Origin of the sequence: Demequina sp. NBRC 110051, from assembly GCF_002090055.1 — a bacterium.
In the GTDB taxonomy this organism is placed as follows: Bacteria; Actinomycetota; Actinomycetes; order Actinomycetales; family Demequinaceae; genus Demequina.
Map to the genome: position 1 here is coordinate 95,158 of NZ_BBRH01000012.1, position 19,847 is coordinate 115,004.

At 68.2% G+C, this 19,847-nt stretch carries 22 protein-coding genes; 2 read left to right on the forward strand and 20 right to left on the reverse strand.

Annotated elements, in window-relative coordinates; all coding sequences use genetic code 11:
• The first annotated feature begins 16 nt into the window (after positions 1-16).
• The gene (locus tag B7K20_RS07000) at positions 17-436 is read left to right on the forward strand and encodes a hypothetical protein (RefSeq protein ID WP_084101812.1); all 420 of its coding nucleotides are present in this window, start codon (positions 17-19) and stop codon (positions 434-436) included.
• A 3-nt stretch (positions 437-439) separates the two neighbouring features.
• On the opposite strand, the gene B7K20_RS07005 is transcribed toward B7K20_RS07000, so the two are convergent.
• The 4 genes from B7K20_RS07005 to B7K20_RS07020 form a co-directional block, all read right to left on the reverse strand.
• Entirely contained in the window at positions 440-1,180 is a 741-nt protein-coding gene (locus tag B7K20_RS07005) for an alpha/beta fold hydrolase (RefSeq protein WP_084101813.1), read from the reverse strand.
• Positions 1,177-1,905, reverse strand: a complete 729-nt coding sequence (locus B7K20_RS07010) for an alpha/beta hydrolase (protein ID WP_084101901.1) — start codon at positions 1,903-1,905, stop codon at positions 1,177-1,179. The genes B7K20_RS07005 and B7K20_RS07010 overlap by 4 nt, the downstream gene beginning before the upstream one ends.
• Before the next feature lie 7 nt (positions 1,906-1,912).
• Positions 1,913-2,224 carry a hypothetical protein gene (locus B7K20_RS07015; protein ID WP_084101814.1) on the reverse strand — a complete coding sequence of 104 codons (312 nt, stop codon included), beginning with the start codon at positions 2,222-2,224 and terminating at the stop codon, positions 1,913-1,915.
• A gap of 178 nt (positions 2,225-2,402) precedes the next feature.
• Entirely contained in the window at positions 2,403-3,869 is a 1,467-nt protein-coding gene (locus B7K20_RS07020) for a glycoside hydrolase family 1 protein (protein ID WP_084101815.1), read from the reverse strand.
• Positions 3,870-4,057: 188 nt separating this feature from the next.
• On the opposite strand from B7K20_RS07020, the gene B7K20_RS07025 reads away from it, so the two are divergent.
• Complete coding sequence (locus tag B7K20_RS07025) at positions 4,058-4,831, forward strand: alpha/beta hydrolase family protein (RefSeq protein ID WP_084101816.1); 774 nt, start codon at positions 4,058-4,060, stop codon at positions 4,829-4,831.
• On the opposite strand, the gene nucS is transcribed toward B7K20_RS07025, so the two are convergent.
• The 16 genes from nucS to B7K20_RS07105 all read right to left on the reverse strand — a co-directional run bounded on the left by nucS (position 4,828) and on the right by B7K20_RS07105 (position 19,721).
• The gene (gene nucS, locus B7K20_RS07030; RefSeq protein WP_084101902.1) at positions 4,828-5,523 is read right to left on the reverse strand and encodes an endonuclease NucS; all 696 of its coding nucleotides are present in this window, start codon (positions 5,521-5,523) and stop codon (positions 4,828-4,830) included. The two genes, B7K20_RS07025 and nucS, sit on opposite strands and share 4 nt — an antisense overlap.
• A 112-nt stretch (positions 5,524-5,635) precedes the next feature.
• Entirely contained in the window at positions 5,636-5,902 is a 267-nt protein-coding gene (locus B7K20_RS07035; protein WP_084101817.1) for a F0F1 ATP synthase subunit epsilon, read from the reverse strand.
• Between the two features lie 2 nt (positions 5,903-5,904).
• Positions 5,905-7,392 (reverse strand): F0F1 ATP synthase subunit beta, encoded by a 1,488-nt coding sequence (gene atpD / locus B7K20_RS07040; RefSeq protein WP_084101818.1) that lies wholly within the window; start codon positions 7,390-7,392, stop codon positions 5,905-5,907.
• Between the two features lie 15 nt (positions 7,393-7,407).
• On the reverse strand, positions 7,408-8,301 hold the full coding sequence (locus tag B7K20_RS07045; protein ID WP_084101819.1) for a F0F1 ATP synthase subunit gamma: 894 nt from the start codon (positions 8,299-8,301) through the stop codon (positions 7,408-7,410).
• Between the two features lie 3 nt (positions 8,302-8,304).
• Positions 8,305-9,939, reverse strand: coding sequence for a F0F1 ATP synthase subunit alpha (atpA, locus tag B7K20_RS07050; RefSeq protein WP_084101820.1), 1,635 nt, complete (start codon positions 9,937-9,939; stop codon positions 8,305-8,307).
• Positions 9,940-9,985: 46 nt separating this feature from the next.
• Complete coding sequence (locus B7K20_RS07055; RefSeq protein ID WP_084101821.1) at positions 9,986-10,798, reverse strand: F0F1 ATP synthase subunit delta; 813 nt, start codon at positions 10,796-10,798, stop codon at positions 9,986-9,988.
• Between the two features lie 5 nt (positions 10,799-10,803).
• Positions 10,804-11,379, reverse strand: coding sequence for a F0F1 ATP synthase subunit B (locus B7K20_RS07060; RefSeq protein ID WP_084101822.1), 576 nt, complete (start codon positions 11,377-11,379; stop codon positions 10,804-10,806).
• A 3-nt stretch (positions 11,380-11,382) separates the two neighbouring features.
• A complete protein-coding gene (gene atpE / locus B7K20_RS07065; protein WP_084101823.1) occupies positions 11,383-11,613 on the reverse strand; it encodes an ATP synthase F0 subunit C in 231 nt (76 codons plus the stop codon).
• A 65-nt stretch (positions 11,614-11,678) separates the two neighbouring features.
• Entirely contained in the window at positions 11,679-12,545 is an 867-nt protein-coding gene (gene atpB / locus B7K20_RS07070) for a F0F1 ATP synthase subunit A (RefSeq protein ID WP_234985749.1), read from the reverse strand.
• Positions 12,546-12,639: 94 nt separating this feature from the next.
• The gene (locus tag B7K20_RS07075; RefSeq protein ID WP_084101824.1) at positions 12,640-13,050 is read right to left on the reverse strand and encodes a hypothetical protein; all 411 of its coding nucleotides are present in this window, start codon (positions 13,048-13,050) and stop codon (positions 12,640-12,642) included.
• Positions 13,047-14,279, reverse strand: coding sequence for an MraY family glycosyltransferase (locus B7K20_RS07080; RefSeq protein ID WP_084101825.1), 1,233 nt, complete (start codon positions 14,277-14,279; stop codon positions 13,047-13,049). The genes B7K20_RS07075 and B7K20_RS07080 overlap by 4 nt, the downstream gene beginning before the upstream one ends.
• A complete protein-coding gene (locus B7K20_RS07085; RefSeq protein ID WP_084101905.1) occupies positions 14,276-14,944 on the reverse strand; it encodes an L-threonylcarbamoyladenylate synthase in 669 nt (222 codons plus the stop codon). The genes B7K20_RS07080 and B7K20_RS07085 overlap by 4 nt, the downstream gene beginning before the upstream one ends.
• Positions 14,945-14,960: 16 nt before the next feature.
• Positions 14,961-15,857, reverse strand: a complete 897-nt coding sequence (gene prmC / locus B7K20_RS07090) for a peptide chain release factor N(5)-glutamine methyltransferase (protein WP_234985750.1) — start codon at positions 15,855-15,857, stop codon at positions 14,961-14,963.
• Positions 15,858-16,943, reverse strand: a complete 1,086-nt coding sequence (gene prfA, locus B7K20_RS07095; RefSeq protein ID WP_084101826.1) for a peptide chain release factor 1 — start codon at positions 16,941-16,943, stop codon at positions 15,858-15,860.
• Positions 16,944-16,967: 24 nt separating this feature from the next.
• Positions 16,968-17,177 (reverse strand): 50S ribosomal protein L31, encoded by a 210-nt coding sequence (gene rpmE / locus B7K20_RS07100; RefSeq protein WP_084101827.1) that lies wholly within the window; start codon positions 17,175-17,177, stop codon positions 16,968-16,970.
• A 246-nt stretch (positions 17,178-17,423) separates the two neighbouring features.
• Positions 17,424-19,721: an immune inhibitor A domain-containing protein gene (locus B7K20_RS07105; RefSeq protein ID WP_144018582.1), complete on the reverse strand. Its 2,298-nt coding sequence runs from the start codon at positions 19,719-19,721 to the stop codon at positions 17,424-17,426.
• Positions 19,722-19,847 lie beyond the last annotated feature (126 nt).

Below are 19,847 nucleotides of genomic sequence, written 5' to 3' on the forward strand. Positions count from 1 at the left end.
TCACGGACTGACGGCGATGGACGGCAACCGCGACGAGGACACGGCGAGGCGCCTGGCGCAGGCCAACGCCCTCGAGCGCCGTCGGCTCGCCGAGGTCGCGCAGGCGGCCACCTTGGTGCGCCAGTTCGCGGCCGATGCCGCGGCCGCCGGAATCGTGTCCGAGCGGCTCACGGCGCGCTCGTACGACGGTCGCTCGCGCTACCGCACCGACGTGACGGGCTGGTACCTCCGGCGCGACCATTCGGTGGGGGTCGGTACGGACGGCGAGTTCTACGTGCTGTCCGTGCCCGCGAGCCTGCGGGGCCGGCTCACGGGTGTGAGCGTGCCGCCGGCCGAGCCGCCGCTTGAGCTCGGCAAGGGCGGGCGCGACGGCGAGTCGATGCCCATGGCCCAGGCACTCCAGCAACGCCTGGACGCGGGCAACTCCTGGCGCTAACCGTTACTTGAGCAACGGGGCCAATGCCCGCGCCACGGCGGCGGGATCCTCGAAGGCCGCGAGGTGGCCCACGCCGGGGATGACCACGGGCTCGACGCCGAGAGCATCGGCCATCGCATCGATCGCCTCGCGCGGCACCACCGCGTCCTTCTCCCCCGCGATCACCACGGACGGGCCGTCAACGGAGCGCAGCACCTCGGTGCGGTCGGGACGCTCGGCCATGGCTCGCTGGCCCCACGCGATCCCCTCGCCGTGGTGGCGGGCGATGTTGCGGGTCACCCACTCGACGAGCTCCTCGCGCCGGGGGCCCTCGGTGCCAATCAGCGGCTCGGCCATCGCGGCAGGGTCTTCAGCGCCGTCGCGGTTCTCCACGGCATCGGCCAGCGACCGGCGCTTGGCAGCCGCCTCCTCGGTGTCCGCCACCGCCTTGGTGGCGATGAGACCCAAGCCGGCCACGGCATCGGGATGCCGTTCGGCGACCGCCATCGCCACGTAGCCGCCCATCGAGCAGCCGATCCAGTGGGCCTTGTCCTCGCCGGTGGCCTCTCGCATCGCGAGCACGGCGGCATCGGCGATGAGCTCGAGCCCGGGCTCGTCGTCGGGCAGCGGCATCTCGCCGATGCCGGGCATGTCGAACGTGATCACGTCGCCGCGCACGTCGGAGCCGAGCACCGAAAGGAGCCCCTCCCACTGCGCGCGGTCGACGGGGAAGGCGTTGAGGAGGACGATGGGCGTTCCGGTCATGCGAGCACCTCGTTCGGGACGGCGGTGGGCAGCGGCGCGACACCAGGGGCGACACGGTCGACGATGGCGTCGAGCACCAGTCTGACGTACTTCTCCCCGACCCACAGGTGTTTCGCGCCGTCGACCGCGACAAGGTCGAGTTGTGTGAGCGGAGCGAACCGCTCGCGGGCCTCGTCTGGCTGGAGGAAGTCGTCGAGTTCGGGCACCAGGGCCGTGACGGGGCGGCCGGTGGCGGCCCAGCGCTCGAGGTCCTCGGGCTTGGCGCGGTGCAGCGGGGGGCTGAGCAGGATCGCGCCCTCGACATCCTGGTCGGCGCCGTGCATGAGCGCGAGCTCGGTGCCGAACGACCAGCCCACGAGCCAGCGGCGTGGGAGCCCTCGCTCGACGGCGAACGCGACGGCCGCGCGCAGGTCGGCGGCCTCGGTGACGCCCTCGCCAAACTCGCCCTCGGACGTGCCGCGCGGCGAGTGGGTGCCGCGCGTGTTGAAGCGCAGCACGGCGATGTCCGCGAGGTGCGGCAGTCGCCATGCGGCCTTGCGGTACACGTGGGAGTCCATGAAGCCGCCGTGGGTGGGCAGCGGGTGCAGCGTGATGAGGGTCGCGACGGGCGGGCGGCCATCGGTGGGCAACGCGAGCTCGCCCACGAGCGTGAGTCCGTCCTCGGTGGTCAGGGTGATGTCCTCGCGCTCGGCCGGCAGCACCGTCATGGCGCGGATCTCTTCCATGGCGTCCTCAGCCACGTGTCCTCCCGAAGGTATTCCAACAGTGGGTGTGCCAATGGCGGCGCTGGGCCGCGGCGGCCTCTGGTCCGAAGAGTCCGTCCGCGGGCCACGCGACCACGTGCACGGTCTGTCCGTCGATCTCCTGGGAGCAGCCGGGGCACGTGTAGGTCTTCTCGCTGGGACGCGGCGTCGCGACGAGGTATTCCTCGCCACCGGGGCCGCTCTCGCGCCGGCCCCCCATGCTTCCCGAGAGCCTCTCGACGTCCAGTTCCTCGTGCGGCTGCCCGTACGGGCGCTTGCGCGAGCGACGGGACTTCGGCATGCGGCCAGTCTACGGGCGGCATGGTGCGCGGCTCACGTGCCGGTGCCGACGCGTGCTCCCGGCCCGTCTTCCTGCGACAGCCCAGCCCGTCAGTTCACAGAACGACGGGCCTGAGTGCAGAAATCTGCAGTCAGGCCCGTCGGTTCGCGATCTATGCCCCCACTGTGAGGGCGGCTCCCTAGAAGTGACGCGGCGGGGTCTCGGCGAGCGCGTCCGCCTCCGCGGCGGGGATGACCTCACGGCGTCGCAGCACCTCGCGGTAGTAGTACGCCGAGTCCTTCCAGCGGCGCTCGAGGGTGTCGTAGTCCACGCGCACGATCCCAAAGCGCTTGGCGTAACCCTGCGCCCACTCGAAGTTATCCATGAGCGACCACGCCATGTAGCCGCGGACGTCGGCACCCTCGGCGACGGCGTCCAGGACGGCGCGCAGGTGGCCCTCGAAGTACTCCACGCGGTCGGTGTCACGCACGCGACCGTCGGCGTCCACGACGTCGTCCCATGCGGAGCCGTTCTCGGTGACGTACAGCGGCTTGCCGGTCTCGCGGTAGGTCTTCAGCAGGTGGGCGTGCAGCGCGGAGGGGTCGACGTTCCAGCCCATGGCGGTGTGCTTGCCGGTGAGCGGCATGAACTCGATCTCCTCGTCGCCGGGCCACGGCGAGTTGGCGCCCGCCTTGTGGCCGTCCGCGAGGGTCGCGAGCTCGGACTGCGCGGCGGCCTTGTGAGCGTTGTGGCGCACCAGGTGAGACGCGTAGTAGTTGACGCCGAACCAGTCGATGCGGCCCTTCATCTCGTCGAGGTCACCGTCATGGACGAAACCCCAGTCGGTGAGGTGCGCCGTGTTGGGCTTCAGCACCGCGGGGTAGGTGCCGTGGATGAAAGGCTCGTGGAAGAACGTGTTGGCCAGGGCGTCGATGTGCGCGGCGGCCGCGAGGTCCTTGGGGTTGGACGGGTCCCACGGGCGCGGCGTGTGGCAGTTGTTGACCAGGCCGATCTGGATGTCGGCGTTGACGGCCTTCATCGCGTCGTAGGCACGGGCGTGTGCCAGGTTCAGGTGGTGCGCCGCCGTGAGGGCCTCGACGTCGTCGGCGTGACCGGGGGCGTGTGCGCCCGCGCCGTATCCCACGAAGGAGCTCACCCACGGCTCGTTGAAGGTGGTCCACATCTCGACGTCCGCGCCGAACTCCTCGACCATCCGCACGGCGTACGGCACGAATGCGTCGACGGTGTCGCGGCTGAGCCAGCCACCGTTGTCCTCGAGCTCCTGCGGCAGGTCCCAGTGGTACAGCGTGATCAGCGGCGTGATGCCCTTGCCCTTGAGGCGGTCCACGATGCCGCGGTAGAACGCGATGCCCTCGGCATTGAACTCGCCGGTGCCACCCGGCTGCACGCGAGGCCAGGCAATCGAGAAGCGGTAGGCCTCGAGCCCCAGCTCGGCCATCATGTCGATGTCCTCTTCCCAGCGGTGGAAGTGGTCACAGGCCACGTCACCGTTGTCGCCGCCCACGACCTTGTCGGGGGTGGCGCAGAAGGTGTCCCAGATCGAACGGCCGCGGCCGCCCTCATGGGCGCCGCCCTCGATCTGGTAGGAGGCGGTCGCGGCTCCCAGCAGGAAGCCGTCGGGGAAAGCAGCTGGCGTCGTTGTCATGCCAGCCAGTGTAACGAAACGTTTCGCTATTTTCTACCAGTCGGTAGGGCCGATGCTGTGGGCAGCGCGCGCCGGAGGCGAGGTGAGCGACGGACCCGGCCGTCGCATCGGCCGTTCGCACCGTGGCCCGCCCTCCGTACCTTTCGGATGGCCGATGCGCCTGGCAGACTGCCGCCAGGAGGTCACCAATGGCGCTGCTCACCTGCCGATACTTTTCCGACACCCTCGGGCTGTCGACGACCGCGACGGTCATCCTGCCCGAGCCCGCGACCGAGGCGGGCGCGCCCGCGGCTCCCGCCGACGGCGCTCCCCTGCCGGTGCTGTACCTGCTGCATGGGCTGTCTCAGGACGACTCGTCGTGGACCCGGTTCACGTCTCTCGAGAGGTACGTGGCGCACCGACGCCTCGCGGTGGTGATGCCCGCCGTGCACCGGTCGTACTACGCGAACCAGGACGATGGCTACCGCTATCGCGACTTCCTGGTCGACGAGCTCCCGCGAGCGATGCGGGCCTTCTTCCCCCTGTCGACCCGGCGCGAGGACACCTTCATTGCGGGCCTGTCCATGGGCGGATACGGCGCGATGAAGGCCGCGCTCACCCGTCCAGAGCGCTACGCGGCCGCCGCGAGCCTTTCGGGCGGCCTGGACGTCACCGCCAAGCCCAACCTGGCGCCCGAGGAGTGGCGACGCACCTTCGGCTCGCCCGAGACGGCACGGGAGGCGGGTGAGGACGTCGTCGCGCTCGCGCGCGCGGCCTCCCCCACGGACGTGCCGCGCCTGTGGGCCTGGTGCGGTACGGAGGACTTCCTGCTGGAGGAGAGCCGCACGTTTGCGCGGGCGTGCGAGGAGTCCGGGCTGGGGCTCGAGTACTCGGAGTCCCCCGGCGCGCACGACTGGCCGGCATGGGACGAACAGATCCCCCGAGTCCTCGACTGGCTGGACGAGGTGCGCGGGAACGACTAAAACAGGCGCGTGGTGGGGTCCTCGGCGCCGCGCATGGCGTCGTAGTCGAGGATCAGGCAGCGGATGCCGCGATCGGTCGCGAGGACGCGCGCCTGGGGCTTGATCTCCTGCGCGGCGAACACGCCCTCCACGGGGCTCAGCAGCGGGTCGCGATTCATCAGCTCGAGGTAGCGCGTGAGCTGCTCCACACCGTCGATCTCGCCGCGGCGCTTGATCTCGACCGCCACCGAGCCGCCCGAGGGCGACTTCGCCAAGATGTCGACCGGGCCGATGGCCGTCATGTACTCGCGCCTGACAAGCGTGTGGCCGTCGCCCAGCAGCGCGATCTGCTCCGCGAGCAGCTCCTGCAGGTGAGCCTCGACCCCGTCCTTGATGAGGCCGGGATCGGTGCCGAGTTCGTGCTCGGTGTCCGACAGCAGCTCGTAGATCTCGATCTCGAGGCGGTCGTCCGTCTTATCGTGCTGGACGGTCCACACCTCAGCGACGCCGGCCTCGACCTGGGCGTCCGAGGGCGCGACCTCGCGCGTGGTGCACGGCGGGCTCATCCAGTTCAGCGGTTTGTACGACCCGCCGTCCGAGTGGAGCAGCACCGAGCCGTCGGCCTTGAGCATGATGGCCCTCGTCGCCAACGGCAGGTGGGCGCTGAGCCTTCCTGAGTAGCGGGCGGCGCAGCGGGCGATCACGACTCTCACGCCCACCAGGATAGGCGCTAGAGCACTGACCTCAGCCCGCCAGAGGCGCACCGCAAAGGGCATGCAAAAGGCCGCCCGGCATTCCCGGGCGGCCTTTCACAAGGGAACAGGATCAGTCCTCGTCAGCCACCACAGGGTCAGCAACAATCGTGATCGTGTTGTGGTCGAACGACACGAAGCCACCGGTGACGGGGAACTCGTGCTTCTCGTTCTCGGAGGTCACGCGGATCGTGCCAGCCTTGAGGATGGACAGGATCGGCTCGTGGTTCGCGAGCAGTCCGATCTCACCCTCGACGGACGGCGCGATGACGCGGCTCGCCGTACCGGACCACATGACGTGGTCCGGCGCGACGATGTCGACGGTCAGCGCATCGGCCATAATCAGCCGATCTCCTTCTGAATGCGGTTCCAGGCCTTGTCGAGGTCCTCGAGACCACCAATGTTGAAGAACGCCTGCTCGGCGATGTGGTCGTACTTACCGGCCACGATGCCACCGAAGGCCTCGATCGTCTCCGTCAGCGGCACGGTCGAGCCGGCCACACCGGTGAACTGGGTCGCCATGTAGGTGTTCTGCGATAGGAACTGCTGGATCTTGCGCGCACGGGCGACGATGATCTTGTCCTCTTCGGACAGTTCGTCGACACCGAGGATCGCGATGATGTCCTGGAGCTCCTTGTTGCGCTGCAGGATCGCCTTGACGTCCGACGCCACCGAATAGTGCTCGGCACCCACGTAGCGGGGGTCGAGGATACGCGAGGACGAGGTCAGCGGGTCGATCGCCGGGTACAGACCGCGCGACGCGATCTCACGCGACAGCTCGGTCGTGGCGTCGAGGTGCGCGAACGTGGTCGCGGGCGCCGGGTCGGTGTAGTCATCCGCGGGAACGTAGATCGCCTGCAGCGACGTGATCGAGTGACCACGCGTCGAGGTGATGCGCTCCTGCAGCTGACCCATCTCGTCCGCCAGGTTGGGCTGGTAGCCCACGGCCGAAGGCATGCGGCCCAGCAGGGTCGACACCTCGGAACCGGCCTGGGTGAAGCGGAAGATGTTGTCGATGAACAGCAGCACGTCCTGCGCCTGCACGTCGCGGAAGTACTCCGCCATCGTGAGGGCCGACAGGGCGACGCGCAGACGCGTGCCCGGCGGCTCGTCCATCTGGCCGAAGACCAGGGCGGTCTGGTTGATGACGCCCGACTCGGTCATCTCCTCGATGAGGTCGTTGCCCTCACGGGTGCGCTCACCGACACCGGCGAACACCGACACACCGTCGTGGTTGTTCGCCACGCGGTAGATCATCTCCTGGATGAGGACAGTCTTACCGACGCCCGCACCACCGAACAGGCCGATCTTTCCACCCTGCACGTACGGCGTGAGGAGGTCGATCGACTTGATGCCGGTCTCGAACATCTGCGTCTTCGACTCGAGCTGGTCAAAGGCCGGGGGCTTGCGGTGGATGGGCCAACGCTCGGTGATCTCGACCGTCTCGCCCTCCTTCGCGTTGAGGACCTCGCCGGTCACGTTGAACACGTGGCCCTTGGTGACGTCGCCCACGGGCACGGAGATCGGCGAGCCGGTGTCGGTCACCTCTGCGCCGCGGACCAGGCCGTCGGTCGGCTTCAACGCGATCGCGCGGATCATGTTGTCGCCGAGGTGCTGGGCGACTTCGAGGGTCATGTGCAGCACGCCCTCGTCCTCACCCTGTGCCGACAGGTCGATGTCGACGGTGAGGGCGTTGTAGACGTCGGGGATCGCGTCCGCGGGGAACTCGATGTCGACGACGGGGCCGATGACGCGCGCAACGCGACCGATGACGGGCGTGTTCGCGGCCTCCTGCGACGCCGGGGCGTCGGTCTTAGCGGTGGGGGTCATGGATATGCCTTCCGGTCACGAGGCCGCGAGCGCATCGGCGCCCGAGACGATCTCGCTGATTTCCTGGGTAATCTCGGCCTGGCGCGCCGAGTTGGCGAGCCGGGTGTACTGCTTCACGATGTCTTCCGCGTTCTCCACGGCGGTGTGCATCGCGCGCTGGCGGTTGGCCAACTCGGATGCGGCGCCCTGGAGCATGCACGCGTGGATGCGGGACTCGATGTAGCGCGGCAGCAGAGCATCGAGCACCTCTTCGGCATTGGGCTCGAACTCGTAAAGCGGCTCCACGTCCTCGTCCCGCTCCGCGACGCCCGAGACGAGCTCGATGGGCAGCAGACGGATGACGCGGGGCTCCTGCGACACCATGGACGAGAAGTGCGTGTAGACGATGTGAAGCTCGCTCACACCACCCTCGTCGGCCGATGCCGTGAAGGCTCCGTACAAGGCCCGCGCGATCTCCTGGGCGGTGGCGAGGGTCGGGGCATCCGACTCTCCCTGCCACTCGCCCGCGAGCTCGCGCTTACGGAACTTGAAGTAGCCCACGCCACGGCGACCGACCGCGAACGGCACGATCTCCTTGCCCTCGCCGCGCAGACGCTCGGCGAGGCGCTCCCCCTCACGCAGGACGTTGGCCGAGTACGCGCCCGCCATACCGCGGTCGGCGGTGATGACGAGCACGGCCACCCGGTTGGTGTCCGTGCGCTCGGAGGTGAGCGGGTGATCGACGCTCGAGTGGGTCGCCACGGCGCTGATGGCCCGTGTAATGGCACGCGAGTACGGGGCGGCGGCGGTCACACGGTCGCGAGCCTTGCCGATGCGTGAAGCCGCAATGAGCTCCATCGCACGGAAGATCTTCTTCAGCGACTGTGTCGACCGGATCCGCTGCCGGTAGACGCGCTGCTGTCCACCCATCGGCTACTTCTTCTTCTTTGCGACGATCTGCTCCTGCTCGACCTGAGCCTCGCCGCCGCCCTCGATCGAGGCGGAGGTGGTGAGCTCGGTGCCCTCGGACTCGAGGAACGTCGAGACGAACGAGTCGACCTCGGAGTGCAGGGTCTCCTCGTTCTCGTCGGAGAGCTGGCCGGTCGAGGCGATGTCGGACAGCACCGAGGTGCCGCGACGCAGGTGGTCGATCATCTCGCGCTCGAAGCGCAGCACGTCCGCCACGGGGATCTTGTCGAGCTTGCCCTTGGTGCCGGCCCAGATCGAGACGACCTGCTCCTCCACCGGGTACGGGGTGTACTGGGCCTGCTTGAGCAGCTCCATGAGGCGAGCACCACGCGTCAGCTGCTGGCGCGACGCGGCGTCGAGGTCGGACGCGAACATCGCGAAGGCCTCGAGCGAGCGGTACTGGGCGAGGTCGATCTTGAGCGTTCCCGAGACCTTCTTCATCGCCTTGACCTGCGCCGAACCACCCACGCGGGACACCGAGATACCGACGTCGATGGCGGGGCGCTGGTTGGCGTTGAACAGGTCGGACTGCAGGAAGATCTGGCCGTCCGTGATCGAGATGACGTTGGTCGGGATGTACGCCGAGACGTCGTTGGCCTTGGTCTCGATGACGGGCAGACCGGTCATCGAGCCCGCGCCCATGTCGTCCGACAGCTTCGCGCAACGCTCGAGCAGGCGGGAGTGCAGGTAGAACACGTCGCCGGGGTAGGCCTCGCGGCCCGGCGGGCGGCGCAGCAGCAGCGACACGGCACGGTAGGCCTCGGCCTGCTTGGACAGGTCGTCGAAGACGATGAGGACGTGCTTGCCGTCGTACATCCAGTGCTGGCCGATGGCCGAGCCGGTATACGGGGCGAGGTACTTGAAGCCCGCGGGGTCCGAGGCGGGGGCGGCGACGATCGTCGTGTACTCGAGAGCGCCGGCCTCCTCGAGGGCGCCGCGCACGGAGGCGATGGTCGAGCCCTTCTGACCGATGGCCACGTAGATGCAGCGCACCTGCTTGGTCGGGTCGCCCGAGTCCCAGTTGGCCTTCTGGTTGATGATCGTGTCGATCGCGATCGCGGTCTTACCGGTCTGGCGGTCACCGATGATCAGCTGGCGCTGGCCGCGACCGATCGGGATCATCGCGTCGATCGACTTGAGGCCGGTCTGCAGGGGCTCGTGCACGGACTTGCGGTCCATGACGCCGGGCGCCTGAAGCTCGAGGGCGCGGCGGCCCACGGTCTCGATCTCACCCAGGCCGTCGATGGGGTTACCCAGCGGGTCCACGACGCGGCCGAGGTAGCCGTCGCCGACGGCGACCGACAGGACCTCTCCGGTGCGGTGGACCTCCTGGCCCTCCTCGATGCCGGTGAACTCACCGAGCACCACGACACCGATCTCGCGCACGTCGAGGTTCAGGGCGAGGCCCAGGGTGCCGTCTTCGAAGCGCAGCAGCTCGTTCGCCATGCAGCCGGGGAGGCCCTCGACGTTCGCGATGCCGTCGGCGGCCAGCGTCACGCGGCCGACCTCTTCGCGCACGACGCCGGACGGCTCGTACGACTTCACGTAGCTGTCGAGCGCACTCCGGATCTCCTCCGGACTGATCGTCAACTCAGCCATGTCTTTTCTCCTGTCACTACCGCCGGGGAGGCGGTGGTCGTCTGTGCTAGCCGACGAGTCGTCGTCGTGCGTCGTCGAGCTTGCTGAGGATGGTGCCGTCGACCACCTCTGACCCGACCTGAACTCGGATGCCGCCCAGGACCTCGGGGTCCACGGCGACGTTGATCTTGATATCGCGACCGTACGCCTTCGCGAGGATGCCCGCGAGACGCTCACGCTGCGCCGCGGAGAGCTCGACCGAGGCCGTCACGGAGGCAACGACGCGTCCGCGACGCTCGGCGGCCTGCTCGAGCAGCGCGTTGATCGCCGGAATCAGGCGACGTCCGCGCGGCACCCCCACCACACGCGACAGCAGCGCGTGCGTGGTGGGCAGCAGCTTCCCGCCCAGGGTGTCCTCGAGCAGCTGCAAACGCTGCTCCTTGGTCGCCGAGCGGTTCGAGCCCGCGATGAGCAGCTCGCGGTGTGCGACGAGCAGTCGCTCCACACGGAACAGCTCCTCTTCGACCGAGGACAGCGTGCCCTGGGACTCGGAGTAGGCGAACAGGGCCATCTCGCCGGCGTCCTCGATGGACTCGGCGAGGTCGGCCTCGCCGGACCACCGGGACTCGGCGAAGGCCGCCACGATGTCGACCGCACGGGGCTCGAGAGACCCGAACAGCTGCTTCACCAGCGAGGCCTTGTCCTTGCCGGGGCGGGCAGGGTCGGTGAGCGCACGGCGCAGCGAGCCCGACGAGTCGAGCGCGTCGACTACGACGAACAGGTGCTCAGCAATCGTGAGCCCATCCTTGCCCGCCGCAGTAACGATCGGGTCGAATTCCCGAATCACCGCGTCGTGCGAGGCCTGACTGGTTCCACGCATCGGGCTTATCCCTCCGCCTTCTGCTTGCTGTCCACCTGAGACTCGAGGTCGTCCAGGAAGCTGTCGATGATGCGCTGCTGACGTGCGTCGTCGGCGAGCGATTCGCCCACGATGCGCGATGCGAGTTCGGTCGCGAGCGCGCCGACCTCGGTGCGCAGCGACACGATCGCCTGCTGGCGCTCGGCCTCGATCTGCTTGTGGGCGGTCTCGACAATGCGCTGGGCATCGCCAGAGGCCGACGTGCGGCTGTCGGCGACGATCGCGGTGGCCTCGGCTCGGGCATCCTCGCGGATGCGCGCGGCCTCGGCACGGGCCTCGGTCAGCTGAGCGGTGTACTCCTCGAGCGCCGCTGCTGCCTCGGACTGCGCCTCTTCGGCCTTCTTCAGCCCACCCTCGATCAGCTCGGCGCGCTCATCCAGCACCGCCTGCATCTTGGGCAGCAGCACCTTCATGAACACGACGACGATGATCACGAAGATGATCGCCGACCACAGGATGTCGTACGGGGCCGGGATCAGGGGGTTGGCAGAGCTTTCCCCGTGCTCCTCGGCCGCGACGACCAACTGGTTGAGGACGGTCATGGCTTAGGTGAAGAGGAAGCCGGTGACCAGGCCCAGGAGCGCGAGCACCTCGACGAACGCGACACCGATGAACATGGTGGCGCGCAGCTGGCCGGCGACCTCGGGCTGACGCGACATGCCCTCGATGGTCTTACCGATCAGGATGCCCAGGCCGATGCCGGGGCCGGTCGCGGCGAGGCCGTAACCGATGGTCGCGACGTTGCCCGAGACCTCGGCGAGAGTGGTGGTGTCCACTGTGTTTCCTTCCGTTGGATGCGCGCCTCCCGTGAGGCGTGCACGTCTTCTTGGGGGGTGAGTTTTTAGTGCTCTTCCTCGATCGCCATGTTGATGTACACGGACGACAGCATGACGAACACGTAAGCCTGCAGCGCCGCGACGAAGATCTCGAAGAGCGTGAAGGCGAAGCCTGCGACGAAGGTGACCGCACCCATGGACTTCATGAATCCGGCGGCCTCGAAGAAGAAGTACTGGGTGGCGGCGAAGCACAGCACCAGCAGCAGGTGGCCGGCCATCATGTTCGCGGCGAGTCGCAGCGCGAGCGTGGCGGGCCTGAGGATGAACACCTGCAGGAACTCGATGGGGGTCAGCAGGACGTAGATGCCCTTGGGCACGCCAGCCGGGAAAAGCGACAACTTGAGGTAGCCGCCCAGTCCGTGCTGCTTGATGCCCACGCCTAGGTAGAGCACGTAGACCCAGACCGCCATGATGATCGGCAGACCGATCAGGGAGGTGCCCGCGATGTTGATCAGCGGGATCACGCCGGTGAGGTTGAAGGCGAGAATCGCGAAGAACAGCGTGGTGAGGAACGGCAGGAAGCGCTTGGCGTTTTCCTTGCTCATCACCTGCTCGACGATCTGGGTGCGTACGAAGTCGAGCATGAACTCGAAGGCGCCCTGGCCGCGGCCGGGGACGAGCTTGGCGTTACGCACGACGAGCCACACCAGCAGCATGAGCACGACGGCCGCGATGACGCGCGCGAGCTCGATGCGGTTGAACTCGAAGAGGGTGCCCTCGAACAGGAGGGCCGGCGGGTAGAACTCGTCCACCGTCGGGGCGTGAAAGCCGTCGGAGCCGAAGAGCCATCCGAAGAAGCCGGTCGACGACTCGGCATCGGACGAGGTCTCGGTCGCGGCAGTCATCGCCGCAGCCAGGGCCAGATTCGCCACAGAATTATCTCCTGGTGTTGTGGAGCACGCGCGGGCGGGGCTGCCGAGCACGCCGGGGACCGTGATGCGTAGGAATCCTAACGCATGAAACGTCCTACTTCGACCGCCCGTCGACATACGGGATGCGTGCGGAACGGATCACCCAAAAGTCAACCACAAGCGTGGCGAGGACGCCGCCCACACAGAACGCCGCGAACAGCACCTTGTGGAATCCGTCGATGCCCTGAAGCACAATCAGCGCGATCACGATGATGAGCATTTTCGCGAGCCAAGAGCCGCCCACGTAGCCCGCCATGACGTGCGCGGGCTTGTCGTGCGCGATGACCATCGCGATCTGGGTGGTGAGACCCGCGAGGGCCGCGACCAGCACGCCGATCTCTGCCGCGACGAGGCCCGCGCCGCCTGCGACAAGAAGCCCCACAGGGGCGGCAATCACCGCGAGCGCAGCGATGACGATGGCGGTGACGCGCAGGGCGCGGCGGTAGGTGAGCGATTCCTCGTTCACGATGTCTCCTGAGTCTTGGGGTGAGGGGCGGCCGATGCCGTGGCGGGGTTGTCCTCGTCCGTCTCGCGGTCGTGGCGACCCTCGGGCGTGAGCCGCTGAAGCGGCTTCACTCCCCTGCCGGCCGCTCGCCAGCCGCGCGACAGGCGGCGCCTCAGCGGCGGGGAGAACGTCACGATGAAGGCGACGGTGAGCCCCACTCCCGCGAGCACGAGCGCGGCGCCCAGCGGCAGGAACACGATCGACACGGTGCCGAACGACAACACGAAGGTCCACAGGTACAGCACCGACACGGCCCAGCGGTGGGAATGCCCTGCGCGCAGCAGCACGTGGTGCAGGTGGTGGGCATCGGGCATGAACGGGCTTTGACCCTTGAGGGTGCGCCGGATCACGGCCGCCGTCATGTCGATCAAGGGCACCGCGACCACCATGAGCGGCAACACGATCGGGATGAAGGCGGGGATGCGCTCGCGCTGCGAGACCACCTCGGGGTCGATCTGGCCGGTCACGATGATCGCCGCGCCCGCGATGACGAGGCCCAGCACCATGGATCCCGAGTCGCCCATGAAGATGCGTGCGGGGTGCAGGTTGTGCGGCAGGAAGCCCAGGCACGCCCCCACGAGAGCGGCAAGCACGAGCGACGCGAGCGAGGAGTAGTCACCTGGCGACGCGGAGCGCGCGAGCACGTACGTGTACGTGAGGAATGCGGCGCCACCGATCGCGATGACACCGGCGGCAAGGCCATCCAGGCCGTCGACGAAGTTCACCGCGTTCATGGCCACCACGACGACGATCACCGTTGCCGCGAGTGAGAGGTACGAGCTGCCGATGGTGAGGCCGAAGATCGGCACCGACACCAGCTGCACGCCGCCCCACGCCATGACGAGTGCCGCGAGGACCTGGCCCGCGAGCTTGGCCATCCAGTCCAGGTCCCAGATGTCATCGGCGAGCCCGAGCAGGCACACGAGACCCGCGCCGGCGAGCACGCTCCAGGCGCCCGACGAGGTCTCGAACACCGGCTCGAGGAACGGGATGTTGCTCGACAGGGCGATCGCACCGGCCAGGCCAAGGAAGATCGCGACGCCGCCCAGGCGCGCGATGGGCACCTTGTGAACGTCGCGCTCGCGCACCGCCGTGACGGCTCCCACGCGCGCCGCGAGGTGCCTCATCGCCGGTGTCGTGGCGTATGTGACAAGCGCCGCGATCACCAGAAGCGTGAGGTAGACCTTCACCCGTCGGACTCCTGGGCGTCGGGCTCTGGCGCGAAGGCGTCCGCGCCCGCAATCTCGACGAGGCGCTCGCGGCTGATGCCGCCGTCGCGTACCACCCTGAGGCCCTCGGGATCCGTCGCGTCGACGATGGTCGACGCCGTGCCGAGCGGCGCGTCGCCGCCGTCCAGGTAGACCGCGACGGCGTCGCCCAACTGCTCGAGGGCATCCGATGCCGTGGTCGCCGCGGGTTGCCCGGTCTTGTTCGCGCTCGTCACGGCCAGGGGGCCGGTGCGCTTCAGCAGCGCCAGCGCCGCGGGGTGATCAGGCATGCGCAGCGCGACGGTCCCGTGCGTGTCCCCCAGGTCCCACGCGAGCGACGGCTGCGCCTGGACGATCACGGTGAGCGCGCCCGGCCAGCAGGCCTCCATGAGCGCGCGGGCCGAGGCCGGCACCTCGTAGCCCAGTCCGTCGACCGTGCGTGCGTCGGGAATCAGCACGGGCGGCGGCATCTGCCGCCCCCGGCCCTTGGCCGCGAGCACCGCCGCCACGGCATCGGCGTTAAACGCGTCGGCACCCACGCCATAGACGGTGTCGGTGGGAAGGACGATGACGGCGCCGCGACTGACCGCGTCGACGGCGGCGTCGAGGCTGGGACCCCAGGTGGCGGGGTCGGAGCACGGGTAGATCACGAGAGGTAGTGTCTCAGACTCCCACGCGAGTCACGATGAGCATGCGGTCGCGTCCCGTGAGGTCCTGCTCGGTGCGCCCACCGTCCCAGAACTCGGAACGCTCGCAGTGAGCCCTCAGGGCCGCGCCCTGGTTCTCTGCGTGCTCCATGATGAGCGTGCCGCCCACGCGCAGCAGTCGCGCGGCCTCGTCGATGATCGCGCGCGGCAGGTCCAGCCCGTCCTCACCCATGCCGTACAGCGCCTCGGGCGGATCGTATTCGCGTACCTCAACGTCGCGGGGCACACCGTCCGGTGGAATGTACGGCGGGTTGCTGACGACGACGTCCGCGCAGCCCTCGAACAGGTGCAGACAGCGCTTGGCGTCGCCCAGAAGCGTGCGGGTGCGCTCGCGCACGTCGGCGCGCATGCCGCGCGCGTTGATCCGCAGGTAGACCAGGGCACCTTCGGAGGCCTCGACCATGGAGACCTCGGCGTTCGGCACCTCGTCGGCGATCGACAGACCGATGGCGCCCGAGCCGGCGCACAGGTCCGTCACGCGCACCTTGCCGTCCTTGCCAGGGGTTGCGGCGCGGGCCGCGTCGATCGCGGCCTGGGCGACGATCTCCGTCTCGGGCCGGGGCACGAACACGCCGGCACCCACCTGGAGGTCGATGTTGCGGAAGAACGCCTTGCCCGTGATGTGCTGCAGCGGCTCGCGGCTCACGCGGCGGGCCACGCGCGCCTCGAGGAGGTCGTGGTCCAGGGGGTCAAGAGGCCAGTGGTCGTCACGCGCGGCAGCCGTACGGACGTCCCCCGGCTCCCACTTGAAGGTGTGCGCCATGAGGGCCACGGCATCGGCCTCCGGAGAGGGAACACCGGCATCGGCCAGACGACGGGTGATCTCTTTGAGACGTGCCCCGACGGAAGGCAATTACGCCTCGTGAGCGGCGAGGCGGGCGGCCTCGTCGGCATCGATGGCTGACTGGATCACGGGCTGGAGGTCTCCTGCCAAGACGTGGTCAAGGTTGTAGGCCTTGTACCCGGTGCGATGGTCGGCAATGCGGTTCTCGGGGAAATTGTAGGTGCGGATGCGCTCCGAACGGTCGACGGTGCGCACCTGCGACTTGCGCATGTCCTGGGCCTCGGCCTCCGCCGCCTCCTTCTGGGCGGCGAGCAGGCGGGCACGCAGGATGCGCATGGCCGACTCCTTGTTCTGGAGCTGGCTCTTCTCGTTTTGGCAGCTCACCACGATGCCCGTGGGAAGGTGCGTGAGGCGCACGGCGGAGTCGGTGGTGTTGACCGACTGGCCGCCGGGGCCAGACGAGCGATACACGTCGACGCGCACGTCGTTCATGTCGAGCTCGACGTCCTCGACCTCTTCGGCCTCGGGGTACACGAGCACGCCCGCGGCGGAGGTGTGAATGCGGCCCTGCGATTCGGTCGCGGGCACGCGCTGGACGCGGTGCACGCCGCCCTCGTACTTGAGGTGGGCCCACACGCCGTCCTCGGGCTCCACGGAGCCGCGCGCCTTCACGGCGACGGACAGGTCCTTGTAGCCGCCCATGTCGGTCTCGGTGGCCTCGAGGATCTCGGCCTTCCAGCCCTTGGACTCCGCGTACTTGAGGTACATCTTGAGCAGGTCGCCAGCGAACAGCGCAGACTCCTCGCCGCCCTCGCCGGACTTGATCTCGAGGATCACGTCGCGGGCGTCGTCGGGGTCGCGCGGGATAAGAATGCGGCGCAAGGTCTCGGTGGCCTGCTCTGCCGTCGTCTCGAGAGCGGGGACCTCGGCGGCGAAGTCGGGGTCCGCATCGGACATTTCCCTGGCCGCCTCGAGGTCGTCCTGGGCTGTCTCCCAGGCCCGATGCGCGGCGACGACGCGGCCGAGCTCCGCAAACCGACGGCCCAGCGTGCGCGACTTCCCGGCATCCGCGTGGATGGAGGGGTCGGCGAGCTGACGCTCGATATCGGTGTACTCGTCCAGCAGGGGCTGGACTGCTGCGAAGGCTTCGGCCACGTCGTCGTCGTGTAAAGCTTCGGGTTACTTCTGGTTGCCGTAGCGCTTCTGGAAGCGCGCGACGCGGCCACCGGTGTCCATGATCTTCTGCTTGCCGGTGTAGAACGGGTGGCAAGCCGAGCAGACCTCGACGTTGATGGCGCCGGACTTCACGGTCGAGTTGGTCTCGAACGTGTTGCCGCAGGTGCACGTGACAGTGGTGGCCACGTACTCGGGGTGGATGTCCTTCTTCATGATCTCCCTTAAGAGTGCCTCCGGGTCCTTGCGCGTACTTCGCGGTCGGTGAACCGGACGGCCAGCGTTCTATTGTGCCACGGGTGTCAAGGGGTGGCGAGCCGCGTGTGACGTCAGGCACGGCGGGCAACCAAGCCAGCAACGGCATCGGCCGCCTGCTGTTGCCTTGCCCTGTGCGCGACGGGAGCCACTGAGTGCCCAGTATCTGCGGATTCCGGGCACTCAGTGGCTCCTAGGAAGCGGCGGCTACGAGACCGCGACCGTCATCGACGTACCCTTGCTCTTCAGCACCTCGATCTGAGTACCCGTCGCGGGGAGCTTGACGCCGTGGTTGTGCAGCTCCTCGAACCAGTACTGGTCGGTGTCGTCGAACACCGGGTTGCCGGCCTGGCCCTTGACCTTGCTCTTCACGCCATCGACGTGCAGGGTCATGCCGTCGGTCCGCTTGAGGCCGAACGGGGCGTCGTACACCTGCACACGGGCCCTCCACAGGTCACCGTTGACGTCCGCAAACGGCTCGGGGTGGGCGTCGATGTAGAGGTTGCGACCGCTGCCGGGGTGGGCGAACGTGTCGTTGTCCGAGTACGAGGTGTCCCAATACGAGATCAGGAGTCCCTCCTGGTAGGCGTAGTGATCCACCAGGTCGGGCTTGTCCTCGCCGTAGCCAAAGAAGTACGGACCGGTCTCCAGGTACTTGTCGTACGAGGTGTAGGTGCGGTTCGCCGCGATGTAGTAGTGCGGGTAGTCCTCGGTGGACTCGGAGCCCACGATCGAGAAGCCGTCCGCGACCCAACCGTTGTCGCCGCTTTCGGCATCGTCCGTGAAGACGCCCTCGACCGCGATGTCGTCGAGGAAGATGCCGTCGACCACGTCGGGGTCATCGCCCGCGACCGCGCCGTCCGTCATGTAGCGCAGGCGCAGGCTCACGTCCTGTCCCGCGAAGGCGGTCAGGTCAAAGGTGGCGTCCGTCCACTCCGCCTGCGTCCCGTCCGTGGCGAAGATGTCCTCGGTCGTGGTGAGCGAGCCCTCGATCGGCACGTAGCCCGAGCCCGAGTCGACCTCGACGTAGAAGTAGTCGTAGCCGGTCTCGATGTCGTAACGGGCTTGGAACGTCAGGGCCGCGCCCTCGGCCGGGACCGTGAGGTCCCGCGTGAGGGTGTTGCTCAGGTCGTCACCCGTGCCGGAGTACCACTGCGACTCGCCGCTGACCGGCGCGCCCAGGTCGACCGTGACGGTCTTGGGCGGAAGGCCCACGATGAGGGACTGGGGCTTGGTGGAGTTGTACTCCGCGGGGCCCAGGTCGACCGTGGTCTCGGTGCCCGCGGTGACGTACTCGTAGTCGAGCCAACCCAGCTGGAGCTTGTTCCACGCGCCGAGGTCTCCGCCGCGCTCGCCGAGCCCGCCGTCGCTCTTCGCGTTCAGGCGGCTCTGCGCCATGAGCGTCCAGTGCTCGTTGTTGTTGTCGCCGCCGGACAGCACGTTGTAGTCGTCCGGCAGGCCCAGGTCGTGGCCGTACTCGTGGTAGAACACGCTGCGACCGCCGTTTTCGGGCTGGATCGTGTAGTCACCGATCCACACGCCGGACGTGCCGATCTCCGTCCCGCCCAGCGGGTTGGTGGCGGGGCCGTTCATGCCGATCTGGTTCGCGAAGGCGTACCAGCGGTGCGACCAGATGGCGTCCGAGCCGTAGATGGGGTCGCCATCGGCCTGGTCTCCACCGGCGTGGACGATCTGGAAGTGGTCGATGTAGCCGTCCGCCTCGTTGAAGTCGCCGTCGCCGTCGAAGTCATAGCGGTCCCACACGTCGAAGGACTGCAGGTCAGCGTTCACCTCCTCGACCGAGCGGCCCTGGGCGAGCTGGTCCTCGTACCAGACGTTGGCGGCGTCCTTCACGAGGTCCCACACGGTCGAGCAGACGTTCGAGCCGCACGCGTCGGTGCCGTAGCGCGCCTGCGAGTAGTCGACCTTGACCCAGTCGGTCACGGTGCCGTCCACGCTGTAGCGGCCCGAGGACTGCGTCTCGTAATACTCGCGCAGCGACTCGTCATCGCCGAAGTACAGGTCCTGGTAGTGGTCCTGCGAGTAGTCCGCCTGCCACACGGTCGAGTTGTCGACCTTGCGGTCGGGTGCCGGGATCTCATTGTGGAGGGGGCCCTCGGTGCGCTGCGCATCCTCGGCGGGCTCAATGCCCTCGAGCTGCTCGTCGCCGAACTCCGCGAGAATCACGAAGATGCGGTCCGTCGCCTCGCGCTCGAGTTCGACGTACTGATCCTTCGTCTTGGTACCGCCCTTGGCACCGCGCGCGTTCGGGTTGGTGGCCGCGACGGTCTCCTCACCCACCTTCGCGACGGTGCTCGCACCGCGCTTCTCGGTCTGCAAGTCGCCGCTGAGGACCTGCGTGATCGCGGTCTCTCGCAGCGCCGATCGCTTCTCGTCGAGCGGGTTGGGCATGTTGTCCGTGTGGGGCGCCTCGCTTGCGAGCGGATCCTCCGGTGGAGCCGCAGTGGTGCTGGGCGCGGCGTGGGCCGCGGGGACGGCGAACATGCTCCCCCCAAGGAGCGCTGCAGTGGTCGCCGCCAGCATGGTCTTTCGCATCCATTCCTCCGTGCGTATCGGACACCAGGGCCGCTCGTGGTGGTCCCGGCGTCGTGCCAGGCGGGTCCGGTTGGC